The organism is Candidatus Accumulibacter cognatus (assembly GCF_000584975.1).
Taxonomy (GTDB): Bacteria; Pseudomonadota; Gammaproteobacteria; order Burkholderiales; family Rhodocyclaceae; genus Accumulibacter; species Accumulibacter cognatus.
The window spans coordinates 16,956-43,870 of record NZ_JDST02000012.1; the positions used below are offsets into that span (position 1 = coordinate 16,956).

Consider the following 26,915-nt stretch of genomic DNA (forward strand, 5'->3'; position numbering starts at 1 on the left):
AATATCTGGACAGGACCCCAGATCGATTCATCATGACTCGATGCGCCTTGCTTCTCTCCCATCATGGACACGCCATCTGTCCCGATCGAAGCTGCTCATTCTGCCACAAGTTCCTGATGAGTCTTGCGCCAAAGCGAAGTCGGGTTTTGTCCCAGGGGGTAAAGCGGGGCAGCTGCATGAGGTCGCACCGAGAATCGGCGACTCCCCATGCTGTCGTGACGGCTGCATCAAAGCCCAGGCCGCGAACGACCTCGGCGTCTCCAGCACGATAATCGATATTGGGTTTTCCGTTGGGGTAGGCAAACAAGCTGACGCGTTCCTGTAACAGCGACTCCAGGAACTGTTGGCTGTCGAGAATCTCGCTGCGCACTTCATCCGGCTTCAGACAGGCGAGAATCGGGTGTGTGACGGTATGCGCACCAATCAACATGCCGGCCCGGCGCATGGCCCTCACCTGCTCCGAGGTCAGCATCAGATCATTCGGCAACCTGACACCGGCGACTGCAGCAATGTAATCTACCGTCCTGCGACGTTCTGCAGGCTCCCGATACTTGATCTCATTGAGGATGTTCATGATCGCCTGACGAACAGTGACAGCCGAATTCAATTCGTGCACTCCCAGACCTTCTTCAGAAAGATCCAGCCGCGATTTACCGCAATGGCTGACTGCCTCAATCACCGTGTCGTTCCACATCCGTCCACCATCAAGAAAGCCTGTCGCCACGAAGAAGGTTGCTGTCAGACCATGATCTCTGAGGATCGGCATCGCGACCGTGAAATTATCCGCATATCCATCATCGAAGGTGATGCAGGCTGCGCGCGCGGGCAAGGTACGGTCAATCAGTCGAGCAATCGCCTGGTCAAGAGGCAGGACATTGAACGACTCCTTCAGCCAGGTCATCGCGCGTGTAAAATCATTCGCATCGATGTCCCAGGTACGAATGGCATCCCGATGGGCGAGAACACGATGAAAGATCAGGATCGAGAGTCGTCCACGAACCCCTGCCGGGGATAGTGCATGGGCGAGAGTTTTAATGATCATGTCAATTTATTTGCTGCCGGATGGGGTGCAGCGGCAGCAGTAATGGGTTTTCCGGAACCAAAAGCGCCGACTTTTTCCTGGTGCCATCCCCCCTCTCTAATCCACCGATCAGTCACGACAAGAACCACCAGAATGTTGTAAGGCAAGTCAAAATAGGCCAGTTGGAGGAACGCGCCACCCGCCAGATAGCCGACCATGGAGACCTGACACATGCCGGCAAGATGATAGGTCCATGCCATCTCTGGCCGATCCCTAGCCTGCCGGCGTATCCGGGCTGCGCAACGAAAGGTTAGCCACCATAACAACAGGAACAGGAACAGGCCACCATAACCATGCTCACCAAGTATCGAGAAGTAGATGCTGTGTGCCACAGGCGTTCCGACACTTTCCGCAGGAGCATATACCGCATAATTCAAGGGTGTATAGAGATCGAAGCCGCCGCCCAGCAGGCGGTGATTGGCAACATTAGCGCAGAACCGCCATGCGCCAAGTCTGGATTGCGCAGAGTTATCCTGTTGATATGTCTCTATCGTCCGCATCCGTTGTTCCCACGAACTGGGCATGAACGCAATCAAACCGGCGGCGATGACAGCGATGGCCACTCCATTCACAACTTTTCTCTCGGATCGATACCACAGCACCAGCCCCATCGCAGAGATCGCCAGGAATGCCCCTCTCGACTGCGATCCCAAGGCCGAAAGCGTGCACAGCAACATCAGCGCTAGCAAACCGAGGCGAAAAACGAGGCGGGTTGCGACCATCCGCAGGTAGTTGATCAGAGGGATGGTCATGATCACCGCCACGGCCAGGGCGTTATTTTCTTCAATAAAGCTGCCTGGAGGCCCCCAAACCCTGGAGCCTCCTCCTGTGAGAATGGTAAAGATGCCACCCTTGAACCCATAGTATCCAATCGAGAGAACAATGATCCAGATGAACATCTCGATGTGTTTGCGTGTTTGCAGAGCAATCAAGGCGACAACAGTCATGATCTGGATCTTCATGACCTTATTGAGCTGGCTCGATGAACCGATTGGATCAATGGCGAAAACCGTCGTCAAACACATCCACAGGACCAGGAGCAGAAGGACAATGACCGGAGGAGTCCACGGCATGCGCAGCTTGTCGCGTGTGAAGACCATCGAGAGTAGCGCAGCACCGGCAGCCACGGCAGCAATCGGTGCGTTGAGGATGAAGCCAAAGGCCAGTTTGTGGGGATTCATGAGGCTGATCCATGTCCACAAAATCACGGCGATCCAGGTATGAGCGATTGCAAAAGGCAGGGCTGCGATGATGATGCCCAGTATCAGCAGGTCACGCATCCGTAACTTTCTCAACACCCACAAGGGGTTTCACGTGGCTGACGACGTAGCGGAACTTTCCGGATGCTTCGCTGGCAATTTCACTGACCTTTTCGATGCGAACATCCACGTTTCTGCCCAGACGCGCCTTGAAATCGCGCACGATACGATCCTCCGACACCTGGCCAAAAGCCGATCCGGTAACGACCTTGACGACCGTTTGATCGATGGACACCTGCTCGATTCTGAAACGCTCGACACCAGGCAGGTCACGAACCGTATAAATCAGCGCCAGCCCGTGCATCACGGTACCATCCTGGGCGATCACAAAGTCTGTGGTGCGCCCCTGTACCTCTTCCAGAACAGGCAGGTTGCGGCCGCAGGGGCAGATCCTGTCGCTCAGGAGACCGATATCGCCGGTGCGGTAGCGGACAAAAGGGAAATCCGCTGTCGCCAGGTGTGTGACAACGATTTCGCCGGGCTTCCCGAGCCCTACATGCCTGCCATCCGGACCCACGGTTTCGATCACGATGTCCTCGGCACTGATGTGCAGACTACCGGAAGGACACTGGTGCGCAATGAATCCAGCATCGCGGGCACCGTAACCGTTGGCCACCGGGCAGGCAAATACTTCGCTGATCAGGGTGCGCTGCTCATCGTAGAGCTTTTCTGAAGTCACAAATGCGACACGGATACCCAGCCTGCTCATTTCCAGGTGTTTCTGCTGCGCATGGCGGGCGATCAGAGAAAGGCTCGATGGGTAACCGAAAAGCATTGTCGGACGCCGGGTTCGGATGGTATCCACAAAGCGATCGAGGTTCGTCGCTGACATTTCAAAGGCCGGCAGCAAATGGCTTCTCATCAGCCCGTCGCGCAGACGTCGAATACGGTCTTGCGCACCCAGTTCGATTGGGCTCCCCCAGACCACCAGTTCGCTATCGCCGATGTCAACGTCCCACCAGCGCGTGGCGCGCCACTTGGCGGCCACGTCGTGGCTCTTCCTCGCCCGGCCCATATAGAAGATCAGCGGCTCACCGGAAGAACCACCAGTGTTGTAGCGCGTCAGCGGACCGTGACTGTCTGCCTTGAGTCGGTCGACGTTGACGCGAATGTCGTGTTTGTTCAGTAACGGCAAGGCGGACAAGTCATCAATACTGCGCACCGACCTCGGGTCGAAGCCAAGACGCCGGAACAAATCCCGGTAATAGGGAACGCGCAGCCCAATGTCGGCCAGGAAGTCGCGCAGACGACCCGTGCGATAGTCAACCAGTCGATCCGCTGACCACCACTGGCTTTCCTCAAGCCTCTTGCGCACGGCCACTGAATCGTGCCCTTTGAGACGCTCATGCAAGGGAAAGAGGAAATGTGAACACATGGCTGTATACAAGTTCACGAGCTTCTCCTCGCGGCAAGCCGACGACAAAAAGCACCTGGTTGCGTTCGCACCTGCAAACGAATACACCGCATTGTCGCCCGCACCTGTCCGGCTTTTTCTCCATCCGGCGAGGACGCTGGTAAGCACCGCACCATTTCCCGAACCCTGGCGGGTTGGTCAAGCCATCGTAGTCGCAAACCAAGGATTCCCCGCTGAACCATGTCCGCCATCCTGTTCTTCAGTGCTCTACCACCGACCAGCCACTAACCCGCAGCTGCTGTCAGCGACTCAGGCCCGGCTTGCGCAGCGTGACCATGATCCAGCCCCGGAGAAAGCGCAGGATCTCGAAGCGGCTGATCAATTTCTCGTAGCATGTGCCCAGGAAGAACAGGGCACCATTGAACATCAAATAGTTGGGGTATTGGCTAAGGTACTCGAAGTTCTCTACAGTGAACCCAGCCGAAGTCGCCAGATGTTCCACATCGGCACGAGTGTTGGTCCGATAGGCGGTCGGAAAAGTGTCCTCTTCCGCCCTTCCTTCCACCTGCTTGACGATCCTGCTATGGAAGCGGTTGGGAACCAGACGCGCAACCAGAGTACCGTAATCCCACATGTTGGCGGTCAGGAACACCAGCACGCCTCCCGGGCGCAAGACACGCGCGAACTCCTTGTACACTGCCGCGGGGTCAGTCAGATGTTCGAAAACGCTGCGTGACATGATGAGGTCCACACTGGCGTCGGGCAACGGCATGTCAGACAGGTCGGCATTATAGGTCTCGATCCCAGGAGGAACGTCGCTAAAGCTGACCAATTCGATCCCGATCAGACGGCGGGCACGTCCAAGATACTTTCTCAGGACCGGGACGGTACGCCCACAACCTGCGTCGAGCAATACGGAATCTGGAGTCAGTAGTTGCGTGACGTGCTCTTCGTACAAACGATAGGGATGAGGGCTATTGGCGTAGCATTTCCGCAGCAGTGTCTCGGAAAGTGCAGTCATGGCAAATCTCCATTAGTACGGATCACAGGGGTCAACTTACTCTTCGCTGCACCGACCCGCCGGTAAGCGTCCAGCCACTGCCCCCGTACTTGCGGCCAAGAATACTTTCTGGCTTGTGCCAGACCCGCCTGTTTGAGAGCCATAGCCAGGCCAGCATCCTGCAGGACACGCAGGACTTCTCGCGACATCGCCTCGTGGTCAGCGATCGGCACCAGCAAACCGTTGACTCCTTGCTCAACCAGGTCGGGGATTCCGCCCGCAGAAGTGCTGACCACCGGCACACCGCTGGCGAAAGCTTCGAGAATAGAGATCGGCATGTTGTCGACGGTGCTCGGATTGATCAGGCAATCCGCTGAAGAGTACAGCGCGGGAATGTCGGCGTTGTCGATGCGACCGGCGAAACATACGCTGTCCTGCAGACCAAGTTCAACAGTCAGTTGCTGCAGGTGTCCAAGCTCCGGCCCGCTGCCGGCGACAGTCAAGCGGGCGCCCGGAAATGAGGGCTTGACCCGGGCAAAAGCTCGCATCGCTGTCGGAATATCGTAGATCGCTTCGAGATTGCGGGTGACCACCAGATGTGGCGCGTCACCAAAACATCGTGGCGGGCTTGGAATGAATCGGGAAAGATCGACGATATTTGGAATGACTTCGGCAGTCAGCCCGTAGCGCGAAAAGACCCGCTGCAGAAATGCCGAAGGAGTGACTCTCAATGCTGCCCCGGCGAGCATGTTGAGTACGTTTCGCGGCGCTCCCGCAAAGAAAGTATCGGCATTCCCTCCCCGGTAGTTGATGATCACCGGCGTGCCACGCAGGCGAGCGATGACCATCGCCGGGGCGGCAAGCAAATGCCAGGCCCAGCCGGAGTTGGCAAGAACATGCATCACGCTCGCGCGCCCAGCCGCCAGCCATAGCTCCAGCAGATACGGCAGCAGACGGAAACCGGCGCGCAGCACCGGCAAATGACCCACCCAGGCCGGTCGATAGGGCGCGTTGGTGCGTACCAGTTCGACATCAAAGCCGTCAGCCCGCAGCAAACGAACGAGTTGCTCGCATTGATTCGCCATGCCACCAGACGGTGGCGGCAGCGGCCCAACCACACAGATCAGCGACAAGGGATCTCCACCCGTCACCTGCTTTACGACGCCTGCCATCTCCGTCACCCCTCGACACGCCGCGACAGTTCTCGTTTGGCCAAGACCCATCCAGAGAGAGCAATCAGCAGCGCCAGCTGACTCGTCATGTATGGCGCCAAGGATAACAGCGCGCCAGCCAGGATGATCAGACTGACCCAGACACTCAGATGCCAGCGCCGAGCGGAGTCCGACATGCGGCCTGTCCCTACCAGCACAATCCAAGCACTCTGGCCGCAATCGCTGGACGATTTGGAAGCCGGACCAGATCAAGCAGCACCTGCCCGGAACTGCATGATCTGGCCAGGGTATCCGCGACCGCCTGTCCGGCGAGCCCAATCACCAGCACCTCCGACTCTCGAATGACCTCCTCGAGTTCCGGCCGCATCATCTGCCCGATATGCGGCAGATGCGTCTGGATGAAGCTGCGGTTGGCTCCAAGTAGACTTGCCAGATGGACCTCCGGATCATAAATGGCCAGTTGCATCCCCTTGCCGATGAGTTGTTCTGCCAGCGTCACCAGCGGACTCTCTCGCAGGTCGTCAGTACCGGTCTTGAACGACAGTCCGACGAAACCGATCTTTCGCTTGCCGAGGGAAAGCAGTTTTCGCAGCGCCAGTTCCAGATGATTGCGGTTCGACTGCATGATGCCACCAAGCATCGGGATGTCCACGTCGTGGATCTTGGCAAGGTAGGTCGTCGCGCGCAGATCCTTCGGCAGACACGAGCCGCCAAAGGCATAGCCGGGCTTGAGATACGCCGTCGAAATATTGAGCTGTGTATCCTGACAGACCAGATCCATCACCTCGAAGGCATCGACGCCGAGAGCTTCGCAAAGGCGTGCCGTTTCATTGGCGAAGGTGATCTTGAGCGCATGAAAGTTGTTACAGCAATATTTCATCATCTCGGCGGAGCGAACCGAGGTTTCAATGAAGCGGCACGGCAAATTGCCAAACAGTGCGCGCAAGCGCTTGACAGGATACGCATGGTTGGCACCGACGATGGTGAACGGAGGTTTGTCGTAATCGCGAATCGACGATCCTTCGCGCAGAAACTCCGGCTGAAAGCAGAGAAAAAAACCTTCGCCATCCCTTTTACCGGATTTTTCTTCGATAATCGGCCGCAGCACGTCCTCAACCGTACCGGGCACCAGCGTCGAACGAAAGACGACGATGTGCGGCTCATGCTTGCCAGCGATCGCACAGCCCATCTCTGCCGCCAGACGCAGGATCGCCCCCTGATCTTGACTACCGTTGGATGCGGACGGCGTTCCAACACAAACCAGGGAAACCTCACTGTCGAGCACTGCCTGCTGCGCATCGGTGGTGACGGTGACGCGACCACTGGCCACGGCAAGGGCCATCAGGTCGACCATCCCCTCCTCGACCACCGGAGTCTTGCCAGCCATGATCAGTTCCAGTTTGGTCGCATCGATATCGACGCCGATCACCTCGTGACCATCACGAGTAAGACACGCCAGCGACACCGCACCGACATAGCCCAGACCGAAAATGCTAATTTTCATGCGAGTTTCCTTTTGCTTTGCGAGAAGTTCCTGATGCAGCGATCAACAATCTGGTCTAGTCTTGCCATCGAATTCGGCCAGGCATGGTTGCTGAGCATGCGCTGCCGTCCAGCCAGTGCCAGTCGCTGTCGTTCCGCCGGATCGTCCAGGATCCGCAGAATCGCTGCAGAATATTCTTCTGTTGTATCAGCAACAAGGAAATGCTTCACGGACTCGGCGTCGACGCCACCTGCGGCAACCCGGCTGGTCACCACCGGCACACCCATGGCCATTGCCTCGAGAATCTTGTTCTGCGTACCGCGGGCAATGTTGAGTGGCGCCACCATCAGCGCCGAGTTGCGAATGTATGGGCGAACATCGGGCACCGAACCGGTGACGGTGACACCAGGAAGATCACCCAGCTTTTGCATCTCTGGCGATGGATCGGCACCGACGATCAACAATTTGATGTTCGGCCGACAGCGCCTGAGCAAAGGCCAGATCTGCTCACAGAAGCGCGCCATGCATTCCTGATTCGGGTAGTAGTCCATCCGGCCAATGAAGCTGATGGTATCCGCGTCATAGGGTTCGTTGGAAGGGCAGAAAAACTCGCTATCGACACCGTTGGGAAACCAGTCGGTCGCCACGCCAGTGCCATAGCCTTCGAGTGTCTCCCACTCGGCGTGGGTGGTCGCCGTACAGAAATCGAACAGTCTGGCCAGACGTTTTTCAGCCGCCAGCATTTTCATGCCTTCCAGCCGATAGCCGAGGGAAAGCGGAAAGGGTTTGTAGTTGGCATACTCGAGCCATTTTTGCGAATCCATGTCACCGAAGTCGAGGATCTTTGGCACGTCGCGAACCTGTTCGACATACTGCGCGACCGATGAGCAATGGACAAAGATCAGATCCCACTGCTGCGCGCTCAATAGTCGGCTCACGCATTGCCGCAGCGACGCGGAATAGAAATAACCCATTGATGAAGGCTGCAGCACGGGAAGGCGGGCGACCATTCTCAGAGTCTGTACCGGATCAGAAACCTGAGCCATCTCGAACGCGGCACAGTGCGGTGCAATCCCGCGGCCTTCCTCTGCTTCCTGAGATGAACGCACGAGCGAACAGACCGTCACCCGATGGCCGCTGGCCGAGAGATGGCGGATCATGTTAAAAGGCCGGATTTTTCCGCCACGCTTGGGCGGGAATGGAAAACGGTGGCAGACGTAAAGGATGTTCATGCGACGTAGCTTTTCAGTTCTTCGGCAACGTTGCCCGGGTCTCGATGGTCGAGATAAATCCGGCTCCAGATCTCGAGGTTCATCAGGGCCAGCAGGATGTCGGTACCGTCCATGCGGTTGGCTGCGTGCGCTGCCACCAACTGGTCGACCGCCGATTGGCGGAACAGACCCCGTGCAGTCACCACATCGGCCGCCAGCAATCGACTCAGCAGGGGTGCCAGTTCGCGCTTCAGCCAGGCGCCCATCGGCGTGCCAAAACCACGCTTCTTGCGGTTAAGGATGTCGTCGGGCAGCAAATCAGCGAGCGACGCCTTGAAGAGATGTTTGAGCCGGCCATCACGCATCTTGATCGATGCCGGCATGGCCGCCGCCAGTTCGACGAGTTCATGATCGAGCAACGGCACCCGGCATTCAAGCGACACGGCCATGCTCATCTTGTCGGTGAGCAGCAGCAAATCGTCAGGTAGTTGCGTTTCGGCATCGACCGCGAACATGCGGTTGAGTTCGTCCGCATTACCGGCGGCAGCAAAAGCACGCGCCAGCGAATCGGACGCCGCCCCACCCGGTTCGATCAACAAAGCTGCGACTGCCTGTCGATCGAGCACCTGCAGGTAGCTGCGATAGCGTTCGTCGGCAGTCATTTCAGCGGATGCCAGAAAACCCTTGGCCAGGCGCAGCGTATTGAGAAACCCGGAGTGCCGATCGGCAGGCAAGTGCGCAGCCGCAAAACTCGCCGAACGCCGCAACCAGTCGGGCAAGCGCCGATAACGCTGGGCGTAATGGCCACCGAGGTAGCGGCGGTAGCCGCCGAACAGCTCATCGCCACCGACCCCGGACAAGATCACCTTGACATCCTGGCGCGCAAACTCAGAAACCAGGAAGGTGGTAATGAATGCAGTGTCCGACAAAGGCTCATCCATATGCCATAGCAGCTTTGGCAATAATGCGACGACGTCGGGACGAACGAGAATCTCGCGATGCTGCGTTGAAAACAGTTCGGCAACTCGACGTGCATAAGGCAATTCGTTATACAGTGCCTCGGCTTCGCCACCAGCAAAACCGATGGCATAGGTGCGTATCGGCTGCGGCGAGTGACGGGCCATCAAACCAACTACTGCGCTCGAATCGACGCCCCCCGAGAGAAAGGCTCCGATCGGGACATCGCTGACCATCTGCATGCGTACAGATTCCTCAAGCTGAGTCCGCACGGATTCGCTCCACTCGCTCTCGGAAATATCCTGGCGAACCCGATCGGGCAGCCGCCAGTAGCGCCATTCGTGCACCTGACCGCCTTCGACCGCCAGCAGCGTGGCTGGTGGCAACTTGCGAATTCCCCGGAAGATACAGTCAGGCGCGGCGACGTAGCCGAGGTGCAGGTAGTCGGCAACGACCTGCCGGTCAAGTTCTGCACGGACACCTGGCAAGGCCAGCAGGGCTTTGGCTTCACTGGCAAAGGCAAGCTGCTGCCCGTCCTGCAGCACGTACAGCGGCTTCACCCCGAGTCGGTCGCGGCCAATCAGCAAGCGACGCCGACGCGCGTCCCAGAGCGCAAAGTCAAACATGCCGTTCAACCGGTGGATGAAGTCGTCACCCTCGGCGTCATAAAGGTGCAACATCACCTCGGAATCGGAGCCGGTCTTGAAATGATAGTGCTTTGCCTGCAGCTCGCTGCGCAACTCGCGGAAGTTGTAGATCTCGCCATTGCACACCAGCCACAACGTTCCATCGGCATTCGAAAGTGGCTGGTGACCACCAGCCAGGTCGATGATCGACAGTCGGCGCATGGCGATGCCGCAGGGGCCATCGACGTGACTGCCTTCATCATCGGGACCGCGGTGACGCGTGCGATTACCCATCGCGGAGAGAATTCTGGGCTCGACGCTCAGCCCGTCAAAACGATAGATACCGTGAATACCACACACAATGCAGCCCCTGGATTAAATGGTTGGACGACGATCATAACGGGCTAGTGCTCGACAGTAGACCTCGCGATAGCGGGCCACACTGTCGGCCCAGGTACGCTCGACCTCGACAAAGCCACGCGCTTGCCGACGAATCTGTGGCCACAAAGGGCGTTTGGCCAGAAGGTCTTCGATCGCCACTGCGAGGGACGCAGGATCACCGGCACGAAACAGGAAACCGGTTTCGCCGTGCCGGATCAACTCGCGGTGGCCACCGACGTCAGAGGCGACCAGCATCCGCCCCTGCGCCATGGCTTCAAGTGGCTTGAGCGGCGTGACCAGTTCGGTCAACCGGATCGGTAAACGCGGATACGCCAGCACGTCGATCAGTTCGTAATAGCGTTGCACATCAGTGTGCGCTACCCGGCCAGTAAAAATCACCTGCTCCTGCATCCCGGCGGCGACAACCTGTGCTTTCAGGTTGCTCTCCTGCGGTCCGCCACCGACCATCAGCACACGCAGCCGCGGATGTCGGGGAAGCATCCTGCGGGCCGCCTCGATCAGCAGATCAAGGCCTTCGTACCCATAAAATGAACCGGCAAAACCGACGACGGTCGCGCCTTCGAGTCCCAGCGAACGGCGCAACCGGGCATCGGGTTCGACACCATAACGAAACAGGCTGACGTCTACGGCGTTCGGGATCACCGTGATTCGCTCGGGCGGGATACCGCGAATGGCGATATCGCCACGCAGACCTTCACAAATCGTCGTCACCTGATCGGCGTGGCGAAGTGCCAGGCTCTCCAACCCTCTCGATACCCGGTAGCGCAGGCTACCTTCCTTCGTCGTGCCATGATCGACGGCTGCATCCTCCCAGGAAGCGCGCATCTCATAGACCACCGGTAGGCGCTGCCGGCGACCGACCCAGAGGCTCGGCAGAGCATTGAGGACGGGTGAATGGGCATGAATGAGATCCGGTCGCGTAGCCCGTACGACATCCTGCAGGCGAGTGGTCGTCAATCGCATCTGATGGAGCAGGCCGCTGCCTTCGGCACTCGGCGTACGATGAAAAAGCCAGCCATCGACCTCTTCCTGCAGGACTGCCCCGGCACCCTGTTTTGGCGTCGTCAGATGCACCGTTTCCCAGCCCAGCGCGCGCTGCTCACGCAAAATGGCCAAAGTACGAAAGCTGTAGCCGCTGTGCAACGGCAACGAATGGTCAAGCACGTGCAGAACACGGAGGCTCATCGTGGTGCTTGCGCTGCGGCGACCATGGCCACCGGATCGGTCGGCTGGGCATCCAGGACATTGCGCAGGAAGGCTTCAAACATCAGCACCGTCCACAAGGGCGAACTGTAGTCGCTCGCCCCCGATTGATGGGCATCGACCAGGTGTCGCAGATAATCCTGGTTGAACCAGCCGGTCGCTGCCAGGCGTGGGCCAAGCACGGCCTGGCGAACGCGCTCCCTGAGCGGGCCGCGGAACCAACGGGCCAGCGGCACGGCAAAACCCATTTTCGGGCGGTACAGAATGTCTTGTGGCAAACGAAGTTCCATTGCTTTTTTTAGCAGAAACTTGCCTTCTCGTCCGCGCACCTTGAGCGAAGAAGGTAACGTCGCCATCCATTCGACCAGTGGGTGATCCATCAGCGGTTCTCGCACCTCTAGCGAGTGCGCCATGCTGGCGCGGTCAACCTTGGTATTGATGTCACCGACCAGATAGGTTTTGAGATCGAGGTACTGGATCATGGCCAGCGGATCGTCTGTGTCCGCCCGCCCCGCATGGTAGCGAAAAACATCTTCAGCGCTGTAACCGTCGATTTCACGGCGGAAACGATCGGTAAAAAGTTCGCTGCGCATCGGTCCCCGCAGGATCGACACGGAATGGAAATAAGCTTCCACCGAAGTTCTCCCCATGCCTTGAAACGTCGTCTTGGCGCGGAACATGCGCGGCGCCCAGTCCGCTTTCGGGTAGACGCGGCCCAGCAGGCCAAACAGTGGTCGGCGTACGCTATGCGGCATCGCCGAGCGCAGGCGCTCTTCCATCAGGTGTAGACGATAACGGCGATAACCTCCGAAAGTCTCATCCCCCCCATCGCCCGAGAGGGCCACCGTGACATGTTTCCGTGCCAACTGACAAACCCGGTAGGTCGGAATCGCCGAGCTGTCGGCATAAGGTTCGTCGTAAAGCCTGGCCAGGGTGTCGATCAGATCGAAGTCATCGCTGGCCACCAGTTCGCTGTGATGGTTTGTTTGATAACGGCTGGCAATCGTTTGGGCAAATTCGGCTTCGTTGAACGCCGGGTCATCAAAGGCAATCGAACAGGTATTGACTGGCCCGGCCGAGAGCCCGGCCATCAGCGCGACGACCGCGCTTGAATCGACCCCCCCGGAAAGGAAGGCGCCGAGCGGCACTTCCGAGATCATGCGCAGGCGAATCGACTCGCTGAGCTTGTCGTCGAGTTGCGCACAGGCCGCCTCCATCGAACACTGGTTGTCAAGGCTGAAGCGCAGATCCCAATACTCTTTCGGGTGTGCAACCGGGATGCCGCGGCGTAGCGTCAGCGTGTGGCCGGGTGGCAGCTTCCTGGCCTGACGAAAAATGGTTCTCGGTTCGGCCACATAACCGAGCGCGAAGTATTCTTCAACCGCCAGCGGATCAATGTCGCGGGCCAGAGCGCCATGGGCCAGCAGGGATTTGAGTTCGGAACCGAAGAGAAGGATCCCGTCCGGCAGCAGAGCATAGTAGAGTGGCTTGACCGCTAGCCGGTCACGTGCCAGGAAAAGCGTTTCGCGGTTGCGATCCCAGAGGGCAAAGGCGAACATGCCGCGAAAACGTTGAACGCAATCCCCGCCCCAAGCTTCCCAGGCGTGCACGATGACCTCGGTATCGCTACGGGTGTGGAAAACATGTCCAAGCGCCAGCAATTCCGGGATCAGTTCCTGGTAATTGTAGATCTCGCCGTTGAACACTACGCAAACGCTCTGGTCCTCGTTGTAGAGCGGCTGCTGGCCGGTCGACAGGTCGATGATAGAGAGCCGCCGGTGCCCCAGGCCAACGCCTGGTTCGACATGCAAACCACTCTCGTCCGGGCCACGATGGTGCTGTGACTCGTTCATCCGCATGAGCACGGCGCGATCGATATCACGTCGGCCTCTAGTATCGAAAATTCCGGTTATGCCGCACATGGTTTATCTATGTCTCTCGTAGTCAGAAAAATACCTGTTGCTTGCCCAAGCGCTTCGTCGAAACATCATGCCTGAGAGAGTCAGTACCTGAACACAGAATCTGCTTTCGCCGATTGGCGATTCCCTGCCGCGCATTCCCGGAACAGGCTAGCGTCGATCACAGAATTCCTCGTATACCGCCTGGTAGCTCGCCAGCATCACCGGCAGGCTGAAACGCCTGACCGCCATCTCGCGCGCGTTGCCGCCGTGCGTGCGCAACATCGAGGGCTCGCCGAGGTACTGGCTCAGCAAGCGGGTCAGAGCATCGATATCACCCGGCATAAACAGTCGGCCGTTGACACCTTCTGTAACGAGTTCCAGATTGCCACCGGTGGCGGTGGCGATCAGAGGCAGGCCACTGGCCATCGCTTCCAGGAGGGTATTGGAAATACCCTCGGCCAACGATGGCAGAACAAAGAGGTCGAACGTGTGCAGGATCTCGGCAACGTTGCTGATATTTCCCGGAAACCAGGTGCGCGCTGAAATCCCCAGGGAGTCGGCAAGGCGAATCAGAGTATCGCGCAAGGGACCCTCTCCGACAATCACCAGCCTCGCCCTTGACTCGACCTCACCACCACCGCTGACCAGCCGGGCAAACGCCCGCAGCAGGGTTTCCTGATCCTTGACCGCCTGCAGCCGACCGACAGTGCCAATGACCATGGCATCCGGACCCGCAAATCCTTCCGGAAGAAGCTGCTGCGAGCGAGTCGATGGTGGGCAGAAACGTACCGTATCGACGCCATTGATGATCTGGGTGACGCGTCTGGAGGAGATGTGCACTCGCTGCACAAGATAGTTCCTGAGATCCCTGGATACCGTGATGTAGCGGTCGACCAGCGGCGAATGGATCCGGCGCAACAAGGCGGGCTTGACCCTTTCCCCATTCAGATCATCCACATCCCAACCGTGCTCGCCGTGGATACAATGGGGAACCCCCGCCAGTCTGGCGGGTAACAGGGCATCGAGCCCGGACTGGTTGCGCGAATGCACAATCGTCGGCCGGAACTGGCGGCAAAGACGAAAGAGCCCTTGTCTGAGTCGCCAAACCCCGATACGCGAACGGTGCAGTGCAATCACCGGGGTATCCGGACGAGTTACCCGCAGGCGAAAGTCTGAAAAATCCTCGACGCACGCCACCGCGTGACGATAACGGGATTCCGGCAGATGGTTGATCAGATTGACCAAGCCGTTCTCCAAACCACCCGTATGCAGGTGATGAATGACATGCAGAATCAGCGGTCTGGTATCCTGTTTCACGCCCGCCCCACTGCTACGGACAGCCTAACCCGGCTTGCGCAACTCCGGCAAATTGCGCAGCACCGGTAGCACCCGCCCATCATCGGGCGGCCTTGCTCTGCTGCAGCGCGGCTGCGATGACCGGCCCTGCAGCGCGGGCAAAAGCATCGAGGGTAGCTTCCGCCTCGCCCGCCTGATGCTGAAGCGCGTAAAGAACGATCACCGCCGAATCGTCCCCGCTGCCGGTCAGCCGCGACACCGTCGTGTAAACTTTGGCCAGAACATCGCTGGCAGTCCAGTGTCCGTTGATCCAATACCATTGCCAGACCGCCAGGCGCGCACTGCTGCTGTGTGCACGCAACAGGGCGGTGCGCACCTTGAGTGCCTGCTGGTCGATCGCGATCTCGCTCGTTCCACCACTCACCTTGCTCCATACGGGATCATCACTGGTCACCAGGACATTCATCGAAGTGACCATTTTGTGCTGCTGATCCTGGTTGCGGTAGTACCCGAGAAAGAGTCCAGCCACATGGCCATCGTTTTCGAAGGTCGCTTGGGTACTTGCCGAGTAGTTCTGGAATCTCGGCTGCCAGTTGGGCAATCCTTGTCCTTGTGGGACACGCTGCCAACCAATGATCGGCCCGAGCGAGGCGAGCTGGTCAAGTGGTGGAGACGTGCCGCGCTCGACCTGCCAGTTCGCGATCGGCCAGATCGCAGCCACCAGCACTGTCGTGCAAGCGGCCCGCCAGATCGCGGAATCCGTGCCACTACCGGCCGTCGTCGCCAATACCTTTGCTGACCCTGGCAGTTCATCTTCGCGCCAGCGCGCGCCGATCCAGAACATGACCATGATCACGAAACCGAAAAAAACCCAGCCGTAAATCAGATGGTCGACGCCGACGGCCAAGGTATTGCCCGACAAATGGCCGATCATGACAATCATGTAGGCGCGTCCCCAGTTGGCAACGATTGGCACCAGAATCGAGACCATGACAAAGATCAGTCGCCGCCGCAGGGTATGATAAGTCAGGTAAGCAAACAGGGTCCCCACGGTGACCGAAGCGATCAAGTAACGAACACCGCTGCAAGCCTCGACGACCGACCAACTGCCCGAGGGAATCACCAGGTTCAGTCCATCGCTGTACACGGGTACACCCGTCAGGCGCAAACCGAGAACGGTAAACTTGGCAGTCCATTCCATCAGTTTGGGTTGGGTAAAGTCACCGAAAGGTACGGCAAAGAACAGGAACAACAGCGGGAAAGCAATGCTGCGCGCGACTACCGGGCCAAGCACCGCCAGTGCGGCGAATACCAGCATGAAAATCAGCGCAAACTGGGGAACCACATTGACCGTTGCCACCTCTCCGAGCAGCCAGGCGCAACCGGCTGCCGCCAACAGAAGAACCGCCGGATACCAATGCCTGGGCGCCAGCACCGCGACTTTCTCGCGCATTCGCCAGATCAGCCACACGCTGATCGGCGGCACAATGAAGCCGTGGGCATAGGTGCCGCTACGCATCCAGACGTCCACCATCGTGAGCGCCGTTTCGCGAAAAACGACCAGGATCGCGGTCAGGGTCAGAAGCACTGCGGGAAGCGCCACCCGCCAGCCGGGATGAGGGGCGAGGGCGATCGGGCTTGGGGCTTGGTTCATGAACTTGTTTCCAACAGACACTTGGTTAGGGTCACCCGTGCTCAATTCCAGGTGATCGGCGCCGACAGAAATCGCCATCGACCGATCTCAACCCAGGTGACGCACAATGAACGGCCCCAGCCAATTGGCAAAACCGATCGGCAAGCGCCGCCAGGCGTCGATCAGGAGCCGGTATTTGGCATTCGACGGGTTATTCTGCGGGATGGCATCGCGACCATACAGGCAATACTCGTAAGCCAGCGGCTGCGGCTCGAAACCCCAGTTTTTCTTGAAAGCATAAGAACCAGTGCCCTGCTTGCTGCGACCATAGTCGAAAACCTTCAACCCTCTCTCGCAGGAACGGCGCATCAGTTCCCAGTACTTGAAATCGTTGGCCGCGAGCTCGCGTGCCGCCAAGGCGTCACCCGCGTAATAAGGCAGCACCTCGTCGCGAAAATAAAAGCTCAGCACACTGCTCAACGAACGCCCCATCCCATCCACGACGGTCAGTACCTCACAGTCGGTAGAAAACACCTGCTGCAGGGCGTCAAAATAGCGACGGGGCATTGCCGGTGTGCCATGACGGTGGACATTGTCGGCGTATAGCGCGAAAAATCGCCCAGGACTGGCGTCAATTTCGCTGAATAAACCATTCTTGATTCCTTTGCGCACCATCGCGCGCTGTTTGCGCGGGATGGCCAGCATATTGGCGTCGACCTCGGGTGCGATGGCCTTGCGAAAGCGGACGTAAAGATCCTGGCGTGGCCAATCCGTATGGCGAGGCTGAATGTTCCGCAGTTCCAGGTGCGCGACCCCAAGATGCCTGGCAAGCGCCTGCGCTTCACATTCCAGCACCTCGGCGGCTGCCGGACTGGCGGCCGCCACTCCGCCATAAACCGCGAAGGGCAGGGAGACCAGCGAATTCCCGAAGAGCAGGCTTTTCACCTGTGCCAACGGCAGCACCCCCTCGATCACACCCAAACGCTCGGCGAAAAGAAAGTGTGTGCGATGACCGAAGATCTCGCGCAGGATTGTCTGCCAGCCAGACTTGTGGAAAAAGGTGGCCTCCGGACACGTTTCAACGAAGGCGTCCCAGCGTGCAAGCGCAGCCGGGTCGTCGGGGTTCAGGCGCTGGACACCGAGTGCTCCTGCCAGGTTGGCAGAACCGGGCACTTTCTCGATGGCGGGGTTCATTGCTTCACCACCGACTCTGCCAGCGGACCATCAAGAAACACCTGATCCATCCGCCCCCATTTGAAATCTGCGATCAATCGCTGCAGTCTCCCTTCGGTGTACTGCAGATTGACGTAGTGGCGAAAGCGTGTCTTGGCACTGATGCCGGCAATGCGCGGCTGCCCGGCATCGATTTCCCAGGGATGAAAATAGAAGATGGCCGGCTGACGATCACGCTGGTTGACCTTCTGTAGCAGCCAGCGCGACAGCGCATACGGCAGTAGCCGGAAGTAGCCGCCACCACTGGCTGGCCAGTTGCGGTCAAAGAAGCGCGCGGTGGTCACCGGCAGTTCCAGCAGACCGGCGCGCACCCGGTGGGCAAAGCGCGGTGCATCCGGCATTCCGTAGTGATCATGGCGAATCGGGTAAATGCTCGAACTGTAGCGGTAGCCCGCACGTTCGAGACAGTCGAAAGCCCAGAGGTTTCCTTCGCCAATCGAAAAACTCGGTGCCCGGTAACCCCTGACTTCCTGACCCGAGATATCCTCCAACAGTTTCTTGGCCAGTTCGATGTCCGCAGAAAAAGTGGCTTCGGTCAGATCACTGACACGCTGGTGACCGTAGCCGTGGCTGGCCAACTCATGGCCATTGTCGACGATGCGCCGAACGAGATGAGGATAGCGTTTGGCGATCCATCCCAGTGTGAAAAAAGTCGCCTTGGTCTGATTCGCGTCGAGCATCAGCAGAATCCTGTCGACATTCCGCTCGACCCTGCATTCACGTTGTGCCCACTGATTCCGCGGAATATATGGAGCGAGCGCCGAGACCTGGAAATAGTCCTCGACATCGATGGTCAATACATTGGTCATCGGCTGAATGGGCATCTCGCGTGGCTCGTGGTTTCTAGCGGCTGCGCTGCGCATGATGAGCAATCAGCCATTGAAATAGATCAGCGGCGATTCGCTCTGCCGCGCGACCGTCCCAGAACTCCGGAACACGACCAGTCTTGCCGGCACCGGCAAGAATTTCGTTGACCCCGATGCGAATTGCGCAAGGATCACAGCCGACGAGGGTATTGGTTCCCTGCTCGACAGTAATCGGGCGTTCGGTATTTTCCCGAATCGTCAGGCAGGGCACCCCAAGGGCCGTGGTTTCCTCCTGCAGGCCACCGGAATCGGAGAGAACAAGTTTCGCACCCGCCAGCAAGCCGAGCATCTCCAGGTAACCCTGTGGCGGCAGGAGGACGATACGTTCACTGGCGAGCAGTTCGCCCAGAGAGAAACGATCGATGTTGGCGCGCGTCCGTGGATGCAGGGCAAAGATCAACGGCACCTGATCAGAAACTTCGCGTAACACGGCCAGCAAGGGCGCCAGGTTTTCCTCACGATCGACGTTTGACGGGCGATGCAGGGTGACTACACCATAACCGCGCGGATCGTCGACAACCGCCGGATCGAAGCCGGCCATCTGCAGGGTCTTCGCTGCGGAGTGGGCGGACTCGCGATTCGACAGCAGCGAGTCGATCATCACATTGCCCACGAAACACACCCGTTCCTCGGCAACCCCCTCGCGCGCCAGATTTGCATGCGCACTGCGCTCGGTAGTGTATAGGCGATCGGCGATCTGATCGGTCAGAACGCGGTTGATTTCCTCCGGCATCGCCCGATCGTAGCTGCGCAGCCCGGCCTCGACATGCACCACCGGCACTGCCTTCTTGGCACAGACCAGGGTACAGGCAAGGGTCGAATTCACATCACCGACCACCAGCACGCAGGATGGCTGCTGCGCATCGAGCACGGGTTCGAAACGTCGCATTACTTCCGCCGTCTGCAGGGCGTGGGTTCCTGACCCCACTTCGAGATTGATGTCGGGATGGGGTAGACGCAGGTCGTCGAACAGACGGTCGTTCATATCCCTGTCGTAATGCTGGCCGGTATGGACGAGCAGCGTCGGAAGCGACGGACGGTGGGTAGCAAAGGCACGCAGAATCGGCGCCATTTTCATGAAGTTCGGACGCGCGCCGACGACGCAGATCACCGGACCCAGCTGCGCAGGCCATGCCTCATTAGTAGCCAATGATTTCTCCCTTCAAGGTTTTGCGCGAATGGCATCAATCAGTTGCTGGAGCAGGGAAAGAAGTGCGGCATTGTTGCGTTCAAGACGGAACATGCTGCGCTCGATGCGTATCAAGCGCTGCTCGACCTGTCCACTTTTCAGATCCGAAATGACACGTGCTGCCTGATCGGCAGTGCTCGCGTCCAGGGTCAGACGCGACAGGTCGATGTCGGGAATGCTGCTGTCCGTCGGCTGAAGGCTGACCGACGCATGGTCGCCGGCTTCAATCGGCGGGTTTGCTGGCAACTGGGAAGCCGATTGGGTTTCCTCCTTGATTTCTTTAGCGACTTCCTCGACGTCGGCACGCGTGAATTCGCTCTTGCCATTGAGAAAACCGGACAACAGAAGACGATCGCAATGCGCATTGATGCGTCGGGGCACCCCTCCGCTGGCCTCGAACAGTGCCTCGAAGGCCCCGGCATCAAAGCGTGGCGAACCTTTCGATCCAGCGCACCTGAGCCGGTGCTCGATATAGGCCTGGGTTTCATCCTGATCCATCGGACCAATGTGACAGGCGGCGATCACGCGCTGACGCAATTGCTGCATCTGCGGGCTTTGCATGATCTTCCGGAACTCAGGCTGGCCGATCAGGAAACTCTGCAGCAGGGCCTGTGTTCCAAACTGGAAATTGGAAAGCATACGCAGCTCTTCAACCGCCCGCGGGGTCAGGTTCTGCGCCTCATCGACAATCAACAGGCACCGCTTGCCTTGGCGAGTGACATCGACCAGAAAGGCCTCCAGGGCAAGCAACATGTCCGACTTGCCCATATTCCGGGTCGCGACGCCGAAAGCACCAGCCACCATCCGCAAAATGTCGTCGGCGTCGAGTTGCGTACTGACCAGTTGAGCGGCCAGCACCTTCTCGATATCCAGGTCGTTGAGCAAGCCGCGTACGATCGTCGTTTTGCCCGCCCCAACTTCGCCAGTAACGACAATGAAGCCTTCGTTCTGATTCAAGCCATATTCGAGATAGGCCATCGCACGGCGATGCTGTTTGCTCGCAAAATAGAAGGCAGGGTCGGGATTCAGTTGAAAAGGCTTGCTCGTCAAGCCATAGAAGGACTCGTACATGCGGTTTGCTCAGAAGCTGTGGGAAAGTGTGCCGGTCAGCGCGTTTTCCGTATAGCCGGCTCCGAGCCCTCCGCTGGAAATTGCCCCGCCATCGGAAACCACCCTTCGTGCGCCGATATTCGCTTGCGTCTTCGGCGAGATTCTGGTGGTAAGAAGCAGATACGCCCCTTGCGTTCTGGTATCAGACTGGCCACTTCTGGCGCTGATACTGCGCTGCTGGTTGAGCGAGAGCGAGAGTGATGATAGACCAGACAACTGATGACCCCAGATGATGCCAAATCCACGTTGCGTGATCTGATTTGCCAAGGAAAAGTCGTCGGTCAAGCCGTTGACCAGCCCCAGCGGCTGTTGCTTGCTCTCGGTTGCATTCAAGGTGACACTATTGCGTACGCCGAGCAAGGCTAATGAGAGTTGTTGCGACTCCTGCAGGGAAGGACGGTTCGTCAGGTACCCATTGACCACCGTGCCGTCGGCCGGGATTCCTCTGCCCTGCAGAACTTGCGAGACCTGTGCCCGGATTGATTCCGGCGAAGCACCTGGGTTATTGGCGGCGATGATCGCATAATAGGCATCGTAGTTGCTGCCCTGCCCGGTGTTCCCTACCCCAGGCGGATGCGCCGAAATATTCCTGCTGGCCGTATAGGTGATCATAGAACGGGACATACGATGATGGAATTTGACGTCGTAGCCATTCCCGAAGAAGCGCTTGTTGTTGGTCGCAGAGAGTTCGGTACGCGGACCGGGCGTCCAAACAAAGCCGAAACCGTGGGTAGTATGTGTCTCCTGGTTCAGACTGACGTAATTCTGTGACTCCTGCCCGCCAAACATCGAAACCTGGATTTGCGGATTGATGCGATACAACAGGCTGAGCTGATACTTGGTATCCTCATAGTCCCGTCGCTGATAGTTGCTGGTCAAGCGACTGGCGTCAAGCGCCCAGCCAAGCGCGGACCAGCGAGTACTACCGTTGAGCTTGCCCAGCCACTCGCTTGCAGTGGTGTCGGACACCAGACCTGACTGCGAACTGGTGACCGTCGCCCGATAGCTCAGGAGATACTCGGCCGCAGAAAACAATTTACCTTTGATGTGCGGCGAGATGGAGTAACTTGATGTTTCAGTCTGGTTGTTGTTGACGTTGGCATTGCCATTGCTTGGCGAAACGGTTCCAAAGGCCGAAAGGTATTGCTGTGAGATGGTCCCGGTGGCTTCGATGAATAACCAGTCTTCAATCGCCTCAAGCATTCCTACCGCGGTAAGCGCATTCTGGTGGCTATTGGACGCTGACTTCTGCCCAGGCAGTCGATCGGTGTCCGAATAGTTCGGCGAGTAGAATTGCCCGGTCAGCGTATAGCTCAGGCGCAGGCTGGCACGAGCACCCTTGCCATCGATTGCAATACCCGGCGTGATGGCGGTCACCAGACTGTGCTTCTTGTCGCTGGCAGTCAAAAAGACATTGTCGGTCAAGGTTTCTGTAACAGCCAGGGTCGGCGTGATCCGCCAATTCTCGGCATGCGCTGGAACGCCGATGCACAGCAATGAGAAGCCAAGCAAGGATACCGAGGCCTGACGGCTCCGGCCAGAGCTTCGTTCGCGAAAGCGTGGCGCTGAACATGCGCCCTTGCGTTCGGCGCATGCTCTGCGCCCCGCCCGTTCAAGAACCATCTGAACCATAGCCATAGCCATAGCCATCCTGGGTGGTGGCGCGTGCCTGATTGAGCAGCATCAGCTTGACCGGACAGGACTCGATGGCTGCCAAAGCATGCTTGACGTCACTGCGGGCCGTACGTTCGGCCCTCACCACAACGATCACCTGACCCATATGACTGGCTAGCACCCTTGATTCCGTGGTCATCAGCAGTGGGGGAGAATCAAAAATGATGATCCGGTCCGGATAACGATTGGCCATTTCATCAAGCAGCTTGATCATGGCTTCGCTGGCCAGGAGTTCGGTCGCACGCTGATGCTGTGTGCCACTTGGCAGGAGGCTCAGTTTGTCGACGTTGGTTCTCATCAAGACATGCGACAAGGCAACCGATTCATCGGTCAGTACGTCGAGCAGGCCTGGCGCTGGGGGCAAACCGAGCATCTTGAGGACGGAGGGCTTCGGCACATCCGCATCGACCAACATGACCGTGTTGTCCAGTTCCATGGCGATGCTCATCGCTAGGTTGATCGCGGTAAAGGTCTTGCCTTCGCCAGAAATTGCGCTGGTCACCATGATCAGATTACCCCGCTTGATCGGTGTAGCACTCTTGCCCATGGCATTGGCAATCAGGGGCCGTTTGATGACCCGGTATTGATCGGCAAGCTGGGATCGCGGCGCATCCGGGCTGATCAGACCGGTGGTCGCAAGCGTATTCAGATCAAGCTCGATCCGGCGGGACTGCGGGGTATGCGCAGCAGATGCAGACGCGGTGGTCGCAGACAGAACGTCCGGTGGTTGCACCTGGACCGTCTGTGGCTGGGCAGGCACTGCGGCGCGCAAGTCGGCTGGCAACCGCTCATGCTCAGCGATTGAACCAGGTATCTCGACCCCCGCCTTGCGCAGTTGCTCCAGTCGCTTCGCCGCTTGTTCAATGAGGCTCATCAGTTTTCCTCAGGCAGTACGGGCGGAAAGAACGAAGAACACAAGAAGCCCCGCTCCATAGACACCCACGAACGAGATACAAGCCGCGGCAAAGCGAAGCAAATCTTTCCTTTCGCGGCCTTTTCTCGCTTCGTCGGCAAGCAGGGAGACCGTTCCCAGAAGCGGCAGGCCGCATGCTTCCCTGAGAGCGCGCGCATCAAAAAACACCGGTCGTAGCTGACTGGCGGCAAAAGTGACCGCCACTCCGGCAATCAGCGCAAGCAGCATGGTCAGCGGGAGAAACAGGGTGCGATTGGGCGCAACCGGTTTGGGCGACGCCCGCGGCGGATCGATCAGGCGGAAATCAACTCCCGCGGCATTATCCATCTCACTTCCCAGGCTGGCCGATTCACGCCTTTGCACCAGTTGTTCGTAATTCTTCTTGTTGATCTCATAGTCGCGGTTGAGCTGTGTAAACTCGGCTTCGAGCTGGGGTACGAGAGCGATCGCAGATTTCAAACGATCATAGCGCGCCTGATACTCGGCAACGCGCGTCAGCAGAGCGGCGATTCTCGCCTCGGTTTCGGACAGTGAAACTTTCAGTTGCTGATACACGGGGCTGGAATTCACCGAAGCGGTCGGATTGGCCAGTGCCGACTTGCGGCGAGCAACGATCTCCTCCTGCTTCTGCACTTCCAGTTCCTTGATCAGGCGGCGCGTACTGACCACGTCCGGATGCTTCTCGGTGAAGCGCTGCAACATCGCGTCCATATTGCGCTGGAGGGCGTCTATACGGCTGTCGATTTCTGGAATTGACACACCAGCAATTGGTTCCTGCGTGGCTTCCGGCAGCAATACCGGTTCCTCACCGAGGAGCTGGCGTTTAAGTGCATCGCGGGATTGTTCGGCCTCGCGCAGTTCGAGGCGGCTCTGTTCAAGGAGTGCGCCAGCCGTGCTCATACGACTGAAATGATCCTTGCCCTCGGAGGTTTCATTCGCGAGGTTGCGCAATTTGAATTCCTTCAACCGCGCCTCGGCCTCCTCAAGCTTCTTCTCGTACCCGGCGATTTCCTTGTCGAGAAACTTGCGGGCAGACTCGCTATCCTTGCGCGAGTCGCCGAGATTGGACTCGACAAAGATCGAGACCAGTGACTGCACCACACGCTTTGCCTGCTCCGGCTGAACGTCCCGGTAACTGAGTGTATAGATGTTGTCACGTGACGTGTTGTTGATTTTCAAGGACGACATCAGGGTCTCTGCCAACGCATCCCGCTCGGATTTCGAGTCGATCTTGAGGTCAAGATCCGCCATCCGGATCAGCTTTTCGACATTGGGTCGGGTAATCAAGGTCCGACTCAGCATCATGACCTGCTGATCAACGTTGGGCTGGGTCACCAAACCGGCCATCAGCGGCCGAAGAATCGATTGGGTATCGACAAAAATACGCGCCGATGCCTCGTATTTGTCCGGAATGGCCAGAACCGCCGCAACACTGGCCGCCCCGACGACCCAGGCGACGATGATTCCCAGCCAGCGACGCTGCCACATTCCACGCAGGATTGCTGTCGCTTGTCGAAGCAGTTCATCCATCGGATTCAGACTTTATCAGGAGCAGTTAAAGGGGCAACTGTTGCGTCATGCAACAGCATGGCAGCCGGGGATTTCAGATCGGTCAAAACCAACTCTGCGGAATGATCAGCACATCGCCGGGCTTCATGTCCACATTGGCCGAGACGTCTCCGCGCCGGATCAGGTCGGTCAGGCGAACACTGTACTGCTGCTTGCTGCCGTCGGCATCAGCACGCACCACTGACGCGCCATTACCATCGGCGAAATCAGTCAGGCCACCAACCGCGATCATCACGTCGAGCAGGGTCATGTTCTGACGATACGGCAGCGCCTGCGGTTTGGAGGCCTCTCCGATCACCCGAATCTGCTCGCTCTGGGTTCCTACGAAACCGGTGACCACGATCGTCACGACCGGATCCCGGATGAAGGTCCCAAGCGCCTTCTCCATATCCCGACCGAGGGCCGTCGGCGTCTTACCCATGGCCGGCATATCCTCGATCAGCGGACCGGCAATCATTCCGTCCGGACGCACAGGAACCGACATGGAAAGCTCCGGGTTGCGCCAGACAATGATATTCACACTGTCACCAGGCCCAATGATATAACGATAGTCTGCCGAAGCTGCTGAAACTGGCGCTGGCGGATACGAAGAGCAACCCGCGACCAGCCATCCCAGCACCCCGAGCAACAGCCAACGAAACAAAACGCCAACCACATCATGTGGGCGTGCAACCATCATGCTCTCCTTTGTAGTTGCCAGCTTGGAAACGGCTTACGGCAGAATGACGACAAATCCCGATGCTGCGACGCTGACGAGTCGCGCCAAATGCACCACAGTATAGATGAATTGGCCGAACGCTCAAACTTCCCGGTCCAGGTCGTTTATTGCTTCAAGCGGGTTCAAGACAGTCGTCTGGCCGCTGCCTCAAGGCGGCAAACAAGCGTAGGATACGTTCCGGAAGGCGTTAAACAAAAGAAAAAACGCACATTTCGCCACTCATCATGAAGAACCTGGCCAAAGCGATCGGGCTTCTGGATGAATGAATCCCGGGTGATCACTTCGCCCCTCTCGCCGAGTGACCTGGATGGCCGAATTTATGGAGATACCTCAGGATCTGAGTAAAATTGTGCTGGCCCCGGTCGCCTCACCCCGAACCGCTCCTCCGCCGCTGGCGGCTCCCTTGTTCGCAAGGAAACATGGCCCGGACGATATTCTGCCGCCACCACGAACATCAACAGATACCCCACCTGATGACCAAGAATCTGTTGCTCGACGCATCCATCCTGCTCGCAATCGCCAGCCTCGCCGGTGCCGGATACCAGCTCGCACCGCTGCTCAGCCCGAAAGCCGACATCGCCCTGCCGTTGTCGGGCTGCAATCTCGGCCGGCAAGCCTGTGTCGCGAAATTGCCCAACGGCGGGCAGGTCGAATTCTCGATCGAACCACGACCGATCCCGGTGCTCAAGCCGCTGCAGTTGCAGGCCAGCTTTCAGGCTACCGAGGTGCGCAAGGTTGAAGTCGATTTCAGCGGCAGCAACATGAAGATGGGCTACAACCGACCGCAACTCGTAAGACAGAGCGGCAGCGACCGCTTCACTGCATCGGCCAGCCTGCCGATATGCATCACCGGCAGTATGGAATGGGAAGCCACCGTACTCGTCGACACCGGCAAGGCCATCTTTGCCATCCCCTTCCGCTTCGTCACCGGCCACTGAATTACTGGCAGACGCAGGCGCAGCAGTCCGGCGGCCAGAAGCTCATTCGCCAACACAATGGCGAGGCCTGTTGCAAAAACCCAACAACCTTTGGCCTGCATTCAAGGAAAGCGTTCAGGGAACTTGC

The 26,915-nt window shown here is 58.3% G+C and carries 22 protein-coding genes; 1 reads left to right on the plus strand and 21 read right to left on the minus strand.

Going from position 1 to position 26,915, the window contains the following annotated elements:
* Positions 1-61 precede the first annotated feature (61 nt).
* The 21 genes from AW06_RS03070 to AW06_RS03165 form a co-directional block, all read right to left on the minus strand.
* Entirely contained in the window at positions 62-829 is a 768-nt protein-coding gene (locus AW06_RS03070) for a polysaccharide deacetylase family protein (protein ID WP_337958733.1), read from the minus strand.
* Between the two features lie 209 nt (positions 830-1,038).
* Complete coding sequence (locus tag AW06_RS03075) at positions 1,039-2,361, minus strand: putative O-glycosylation ligase, exosortase A system-associated (protein ID WP_273704338.1); 1,323 nt, start codon at positions 2,359-2,361, stop codon at positions 1,039-1,041.
* Positions 2,354-3,733, minus strand: coding sequence for an AMP-binding protein (locus AW06_RS03080; protein WP_034945420.1), 1,380 nt, complete (start codon positions 3,731-3,733; stop codon positions 2,354-2,356). The genes AW06_RS03075 and AW06_RS03080 overlap by 8 nt, the downstream gene beginning before the upstream one ends.
* A gap of 262 nt (positions 3,734-3,995) precedes the next feature.
* Positions 3,996-4,715 (minus strand): class I SAM-dependent methyltransferase, encoded by a 720-nt coding sequence (locus AW06_RS03085; RefSeq protein ID WP_034945423.1) that lies wholly within the window; start codon positions 4,713-4,715, stop codon positions 3,996-3,998.
* Positions 4,712-5,866 (minus strand): glycosyltransferase family 4 protein, encoded by a 1,155-nt coding sequence (locus AW06_RS03090; protein ID WP_273704339.1) that lies wholly within the window; start codon positions 5,864-5,866, stop codon positions 4,712-4,714. Before AW06_RS03090 ends, AW06_RS03085 begins: the two co-directional genes overlap by 4 nt.
* Positions 5,867-5,871: 5 nt before the next feature.
* Positions 5,872-6,042 (minus strand): hypothetical protein, encoded by a 171-nt coding sequence (locus AW06_RS19785; protein ID WP_273704340.1) that lies wholly within the window; start codon positions 6,040-6,042, stop codon positions 5,872-5,874.
* An 11-nt stretch (positions 6,043-6,053) separates the two neighbouring features.
* On the minus strand, positions 6,054-7,370 hold the full coding sequence (locus AW06_RS03095) for a nucleotide sugar dehydrogenase (protein WP_034945426.1): 1,317 nt from the start codon (positions 7,368-7,370) through the stop codon (positions 6,054-6,056).
* Positions 7,367-8,581 carry a TIGR03087 family PEP-CTERM/XrtA system glycosyltransferase gene (locus AW06_RS03100; RefSeq protein WP_034945429.1) on the minus strand — a complete coding sequence of 405 codons (1,215 nt, stop codon included), beginning with the start codon at positions 8,579-8,581 and terminating at the stop codon, positions 7,367-7,369. Before AW06_RS03100 ends, AW06_RS03095 begins: the two co-directional genes overlap by 4 nt.
* The gene (gene asnB, locus AW06_RS03105) at positions 8,578-10,503 is read right to left on the minus strand and encodes an asparagine synthase (glutamine-hydrolyzing) (protein ID WP_034945432.1); all 1,926 of its coding nucleotides are present in this window, start codon (positions 10,501-10,503) and stop codon (positions 8,578-8,580) included. The genes AW06_RS03100 and asnB overlap by 4 nt, the downstream gene beginning before the upstream one ends.
* Positions 10,504-10,518: 15 nt before the next feature.
* The gene (locus tag AW06_RS03110; RefSeq protein ID WP_034945435.1) at positions 10,519-11,730 is read right to left on the minus strand and encodes a TIGR04063 family PEP-CTERM/XrtA system glycosyltransferase; all 1,212 of its coding nucleotides are present in this window, start codon (positions 11,728-11,730) and stop codon (positions 10,519-10,521) included.
* Positions 11,727-13,670 (minus strand): XrtA/PEP-CTERM system amidotransferase, encoded by a 1,944-nt coding sequence (locus tag AW06_RS03115; protein WP_034945438.1) that lies wholly within the window; start codon positions 13,668-13,670, stop codon positions 11,727-11,729. The genes AW06_RS03110 and AW06_RS03115 overlap by 4 nt, the downstream gene beginning before the upstream one ends.
* A gap of 147 nt (positions 13,671-13,817) precedes the next feature.
* Positions 13,818-14,966 carry a TIGR03088 family PEP-CTERM/XrtA system glycosyltransferase gene (locus tag AW06_RS03120; RefSeq protein ID WP_034945440.1) on the minus strand — a complete coding sequence of 383 codons (1,149 nt, stop codon included), beginning with the start codon at positions 14,964-14,966 and terminating at the stop codon, positions 13,818-13,820.
* A gap of 79 nt (positions 14,967-15,045) precedes the next feature.
* Positions 15,046-16,599 (minus strand): exosortase A, encoded by a 1,554-nt coding sequence (gene xrtA / locus AW06_RS03125; RefSeq protein WP_034945492.1) that lies wholly within the window; start codon positions 16,597-16,599, stop codon positions 15,046-15,048.
* Positions 16,600-16,686: 87 nt separating this feature from the next.
* The gene (locus tag AW06_RS03130; RefSeq protein ID WP_273704341.1) at positions 16,687-17,772 is read right to left on the minus strand and encodes a FemAB family XrtA/PEP-CTERM system-associated protein; all 1,086 of its coding nucleotides are present in this window, start codon (positions 17,770-17,772) and stop codon (positions 16,687-16,689) included.
* Positions 17,769-18,635 carry an XrtA system polysaccharide deacetylase gene (locus tag AW06_RS03135; protein ID WP_034945499.1) on the minus strand — a complete coding sequence of 289 codons (867 nt, stop codon included), beginning with the start codon at positions 18,633-18,635 and terminating at the stop codon, positions 17,769-17,771. The genes AW06_RS03130 and AW06_RS03135 overlap by 4 nt, the downstream gene beginning before the upstream one ends.
* A gap of 19 nt (positions 18,636-18,654) precedes the next feature.
* Complete coding sequence (gene wecB, locus AW06_RS03140) at positions 18,655-19,827, minus strand: UDP-N-acetylglucosamine 2-epimerase (non-hydrolyzing) (protein ID WP_034945442.1); 1,173 nt, start codon at positions 19,825-19,827, stop codon at positions 18,655-18,657.
* A 12-nt stretch (positions 19,828-19,839) separates the two neighbouring features.
* Entirely contained in the window at positions 19,840-20,937 is a 1,098-nt protein-coding gene (locus AW06_RS03145) for an XrtA/PEP-CTERM system-associated ATPase (RefSeq protein WP_034945444.1), read from the minus strand.
* A 9-nt stretch (positions 20,938-20,946) separates the two neighbouring features.
* A complete protein-coding gene (locus AW06_RS03150) occupies positions 20,947-22,608 on the minus strand; it encodes a TIGR03016 family PEP-CTERM system-associated outer membrane protein (protein WP_273704342.1) in 1,662 nt (553 codons plus the stop codon).
* The gene (locus AW06_RS03155) at positions 22,589-23,524 is read right to left on the minus strand and encodes an XrtA-associated tyrosine autokinase (RefSeq protein ID WP_034945448.1); all 936 of its coding nucleotides are present in this window, start codon (positions 23,522-23,524) and stop codon (positions 22,589-22,591) included. Before AW06_RS03155 ends, AW06_RS03150 begins: the two co-directional genes overlap by 20 nt.
* A 9-nt stretch (positions 23,525-23,533) precedes the next feature.
* Entirely contained in the window at positions 23,534-25,093 is a 1,560-nt protein-coding gene (locus AW06_RS03160; RefSeq protein WP_034945451.1) for an XrtA system polysaccharide chain length determinant, read from the minus strand.
* A gap of 82 nt (positions 25,094-25,175) precedes the next feature.
* Positions 25,176-25,808, minus strand: coding sequence for an XrtA/PEP-CTERM system exopolysaccharide export protein (locus tag AW06_RS03165; protein ID WP_046536171.1), 633 nt, complete (start codon positions 25,806-25,808; stop codon positions 25,176-25,178).
* A 461-nt stretch (positions 25,809-26,269) separates the two neighbouring features.
* Between AW06_RS03165 and AW06_RS03170 the strand changes: the two genes are divergently transcribed.
* Entirely contained in the window at positions 26,270-26,788 is a 519-nt protein-coding gene (locus AW06_RS03170; RefSeq protein WP_246148616.1) for a hypothetical protein, read from the plus strand.
* The last annotated feature ends 127 nt before the right edge of the window (positions 26,789-26,915 follow it).

Excerpts from the sequence above, each read along its gene's own strand:
- AW06_RS03085 (WP_034945423.1), bottom strand. The coding sequence starts at position 4,715 with ATGACTGCACTTTCCGAGACACTGCTGCGGAAATGCTACGCCAATAGC.
- AW06_RS03100 (WP_034945429.1), bottom strand. The coding sequence starts at position 8,581 with ATGAACATCCTTTACGTCTGCCACCGTTTTCCATTCCCGCCCAAGCGT.
- AW06_RS19785 (WP_273704340.1), bottom strand. The coding sequence starts at position 6,042 with ATGTCGGACTCCGCTCGGCGCTGGCATCTGAGTGTCTGGGTCAGTCTG.
- AW06_RS03095 (WP_034945426.1), bottom strand. The coding sequence starts at position 7,370 with ATGAAAATTAGCATTTTCGGTCTGGGCTATGTCGGTGCGGTGTCGCTG.
- AW06_RS03150 (WP_273704342.1), bottom strand. The coding sequence starts at position 22,608 with ATGGTTCAGATGGTTCTTGAACGGGCGGGGCGCAGAGCATGCGCCGAA.
- AW06_RS03110 (WP_034945435.1), bottom strand. The coding sequence starts at position 11,730 with ATGAGCCTCCGTGTTCTGCACGTGCTTGACCATTCGTTGCCGTTGCAC.
- AW06_RS03145 (WP_034945444.1), bottom strand. The coding sequence starts at position 20,937 with ATGTACGAGTCCTTCTATGGCTTGACGAGCAAGCCTTTTCAACTGAAT.
- AW06_RS03130 (WP_273704341.1), bottom strand. The coding sequence starts at position 17,772 with ATGAACCCCGCCATCGAGAAAGTGCCCGGTTCTGCCAACCTGGCAGGA.
- AW06_RS03090 (WP_273704339.1), bottom strand. The coding sequence starts at position 5,866 with ATGGCAGGCGTCGTAAAGCAGGTGACGGGTGGAGATCCCTTGTCGCTG.
- xrtA (WP_034945492.1), bottom strand. The coding sequence starts at position 16,599 with ATGAACCAAGCCCCAAGCCCGATCGCCCTCGCCCCTCATCCCGGCTGG.
- AW06_RS03115 (WP_034945438.1), bottom strand. The coding sequence starts at position 13,670 with ATGTGCGGCATAACCGGAATTTTCGATACTAGAGGCCGACGTGATATC.
- AW06_RS03160 (WP_034945451.1), bottom strand. The coding sequence starts at position 25,093 with ATGGATGAACTGCTTCGACAAGCGACAGCAATCCTGCGTGGAATGTGG.
- AW06_RS03135 (WP_034945499.1), bottom strand. The coding sequence starts at position 18,635 with ATGCCCATTCAGCCGATGACCAATGTATTGACCATCGATGTCGAGGAC.
- AW06_RS03170 (WP_246148616.1), top strand. The coding sequence starts at position 26,270 with ATGGCCCGGACGATATTCTGCCGCCACCACGAACATCAACAGATACCC.
- AW06_RS03075 (WP_273704338.1), bottom strand. The coding sequence starts at position 2,361 with ATGCGTGACCTGCTGATACTGGGCATCATCATCGCAGCCCTGCCTTTT.
- AW06_RS03165 (WP_046536171.1), bottom strand. The coding sequence starts at position 25,808 with ATGGTTGCACGCCCACATGATGTGGTTGGCGTTTTGTTTCGTTGGCTG.
- AW06_RS03155 (WP_034945448.1), bottom strand. The coding sequence starts at position 23,524 with ATGAGCCTCATTGAACAAGCGGCGAAGCGACTGGAGCAACTGCGCAAG.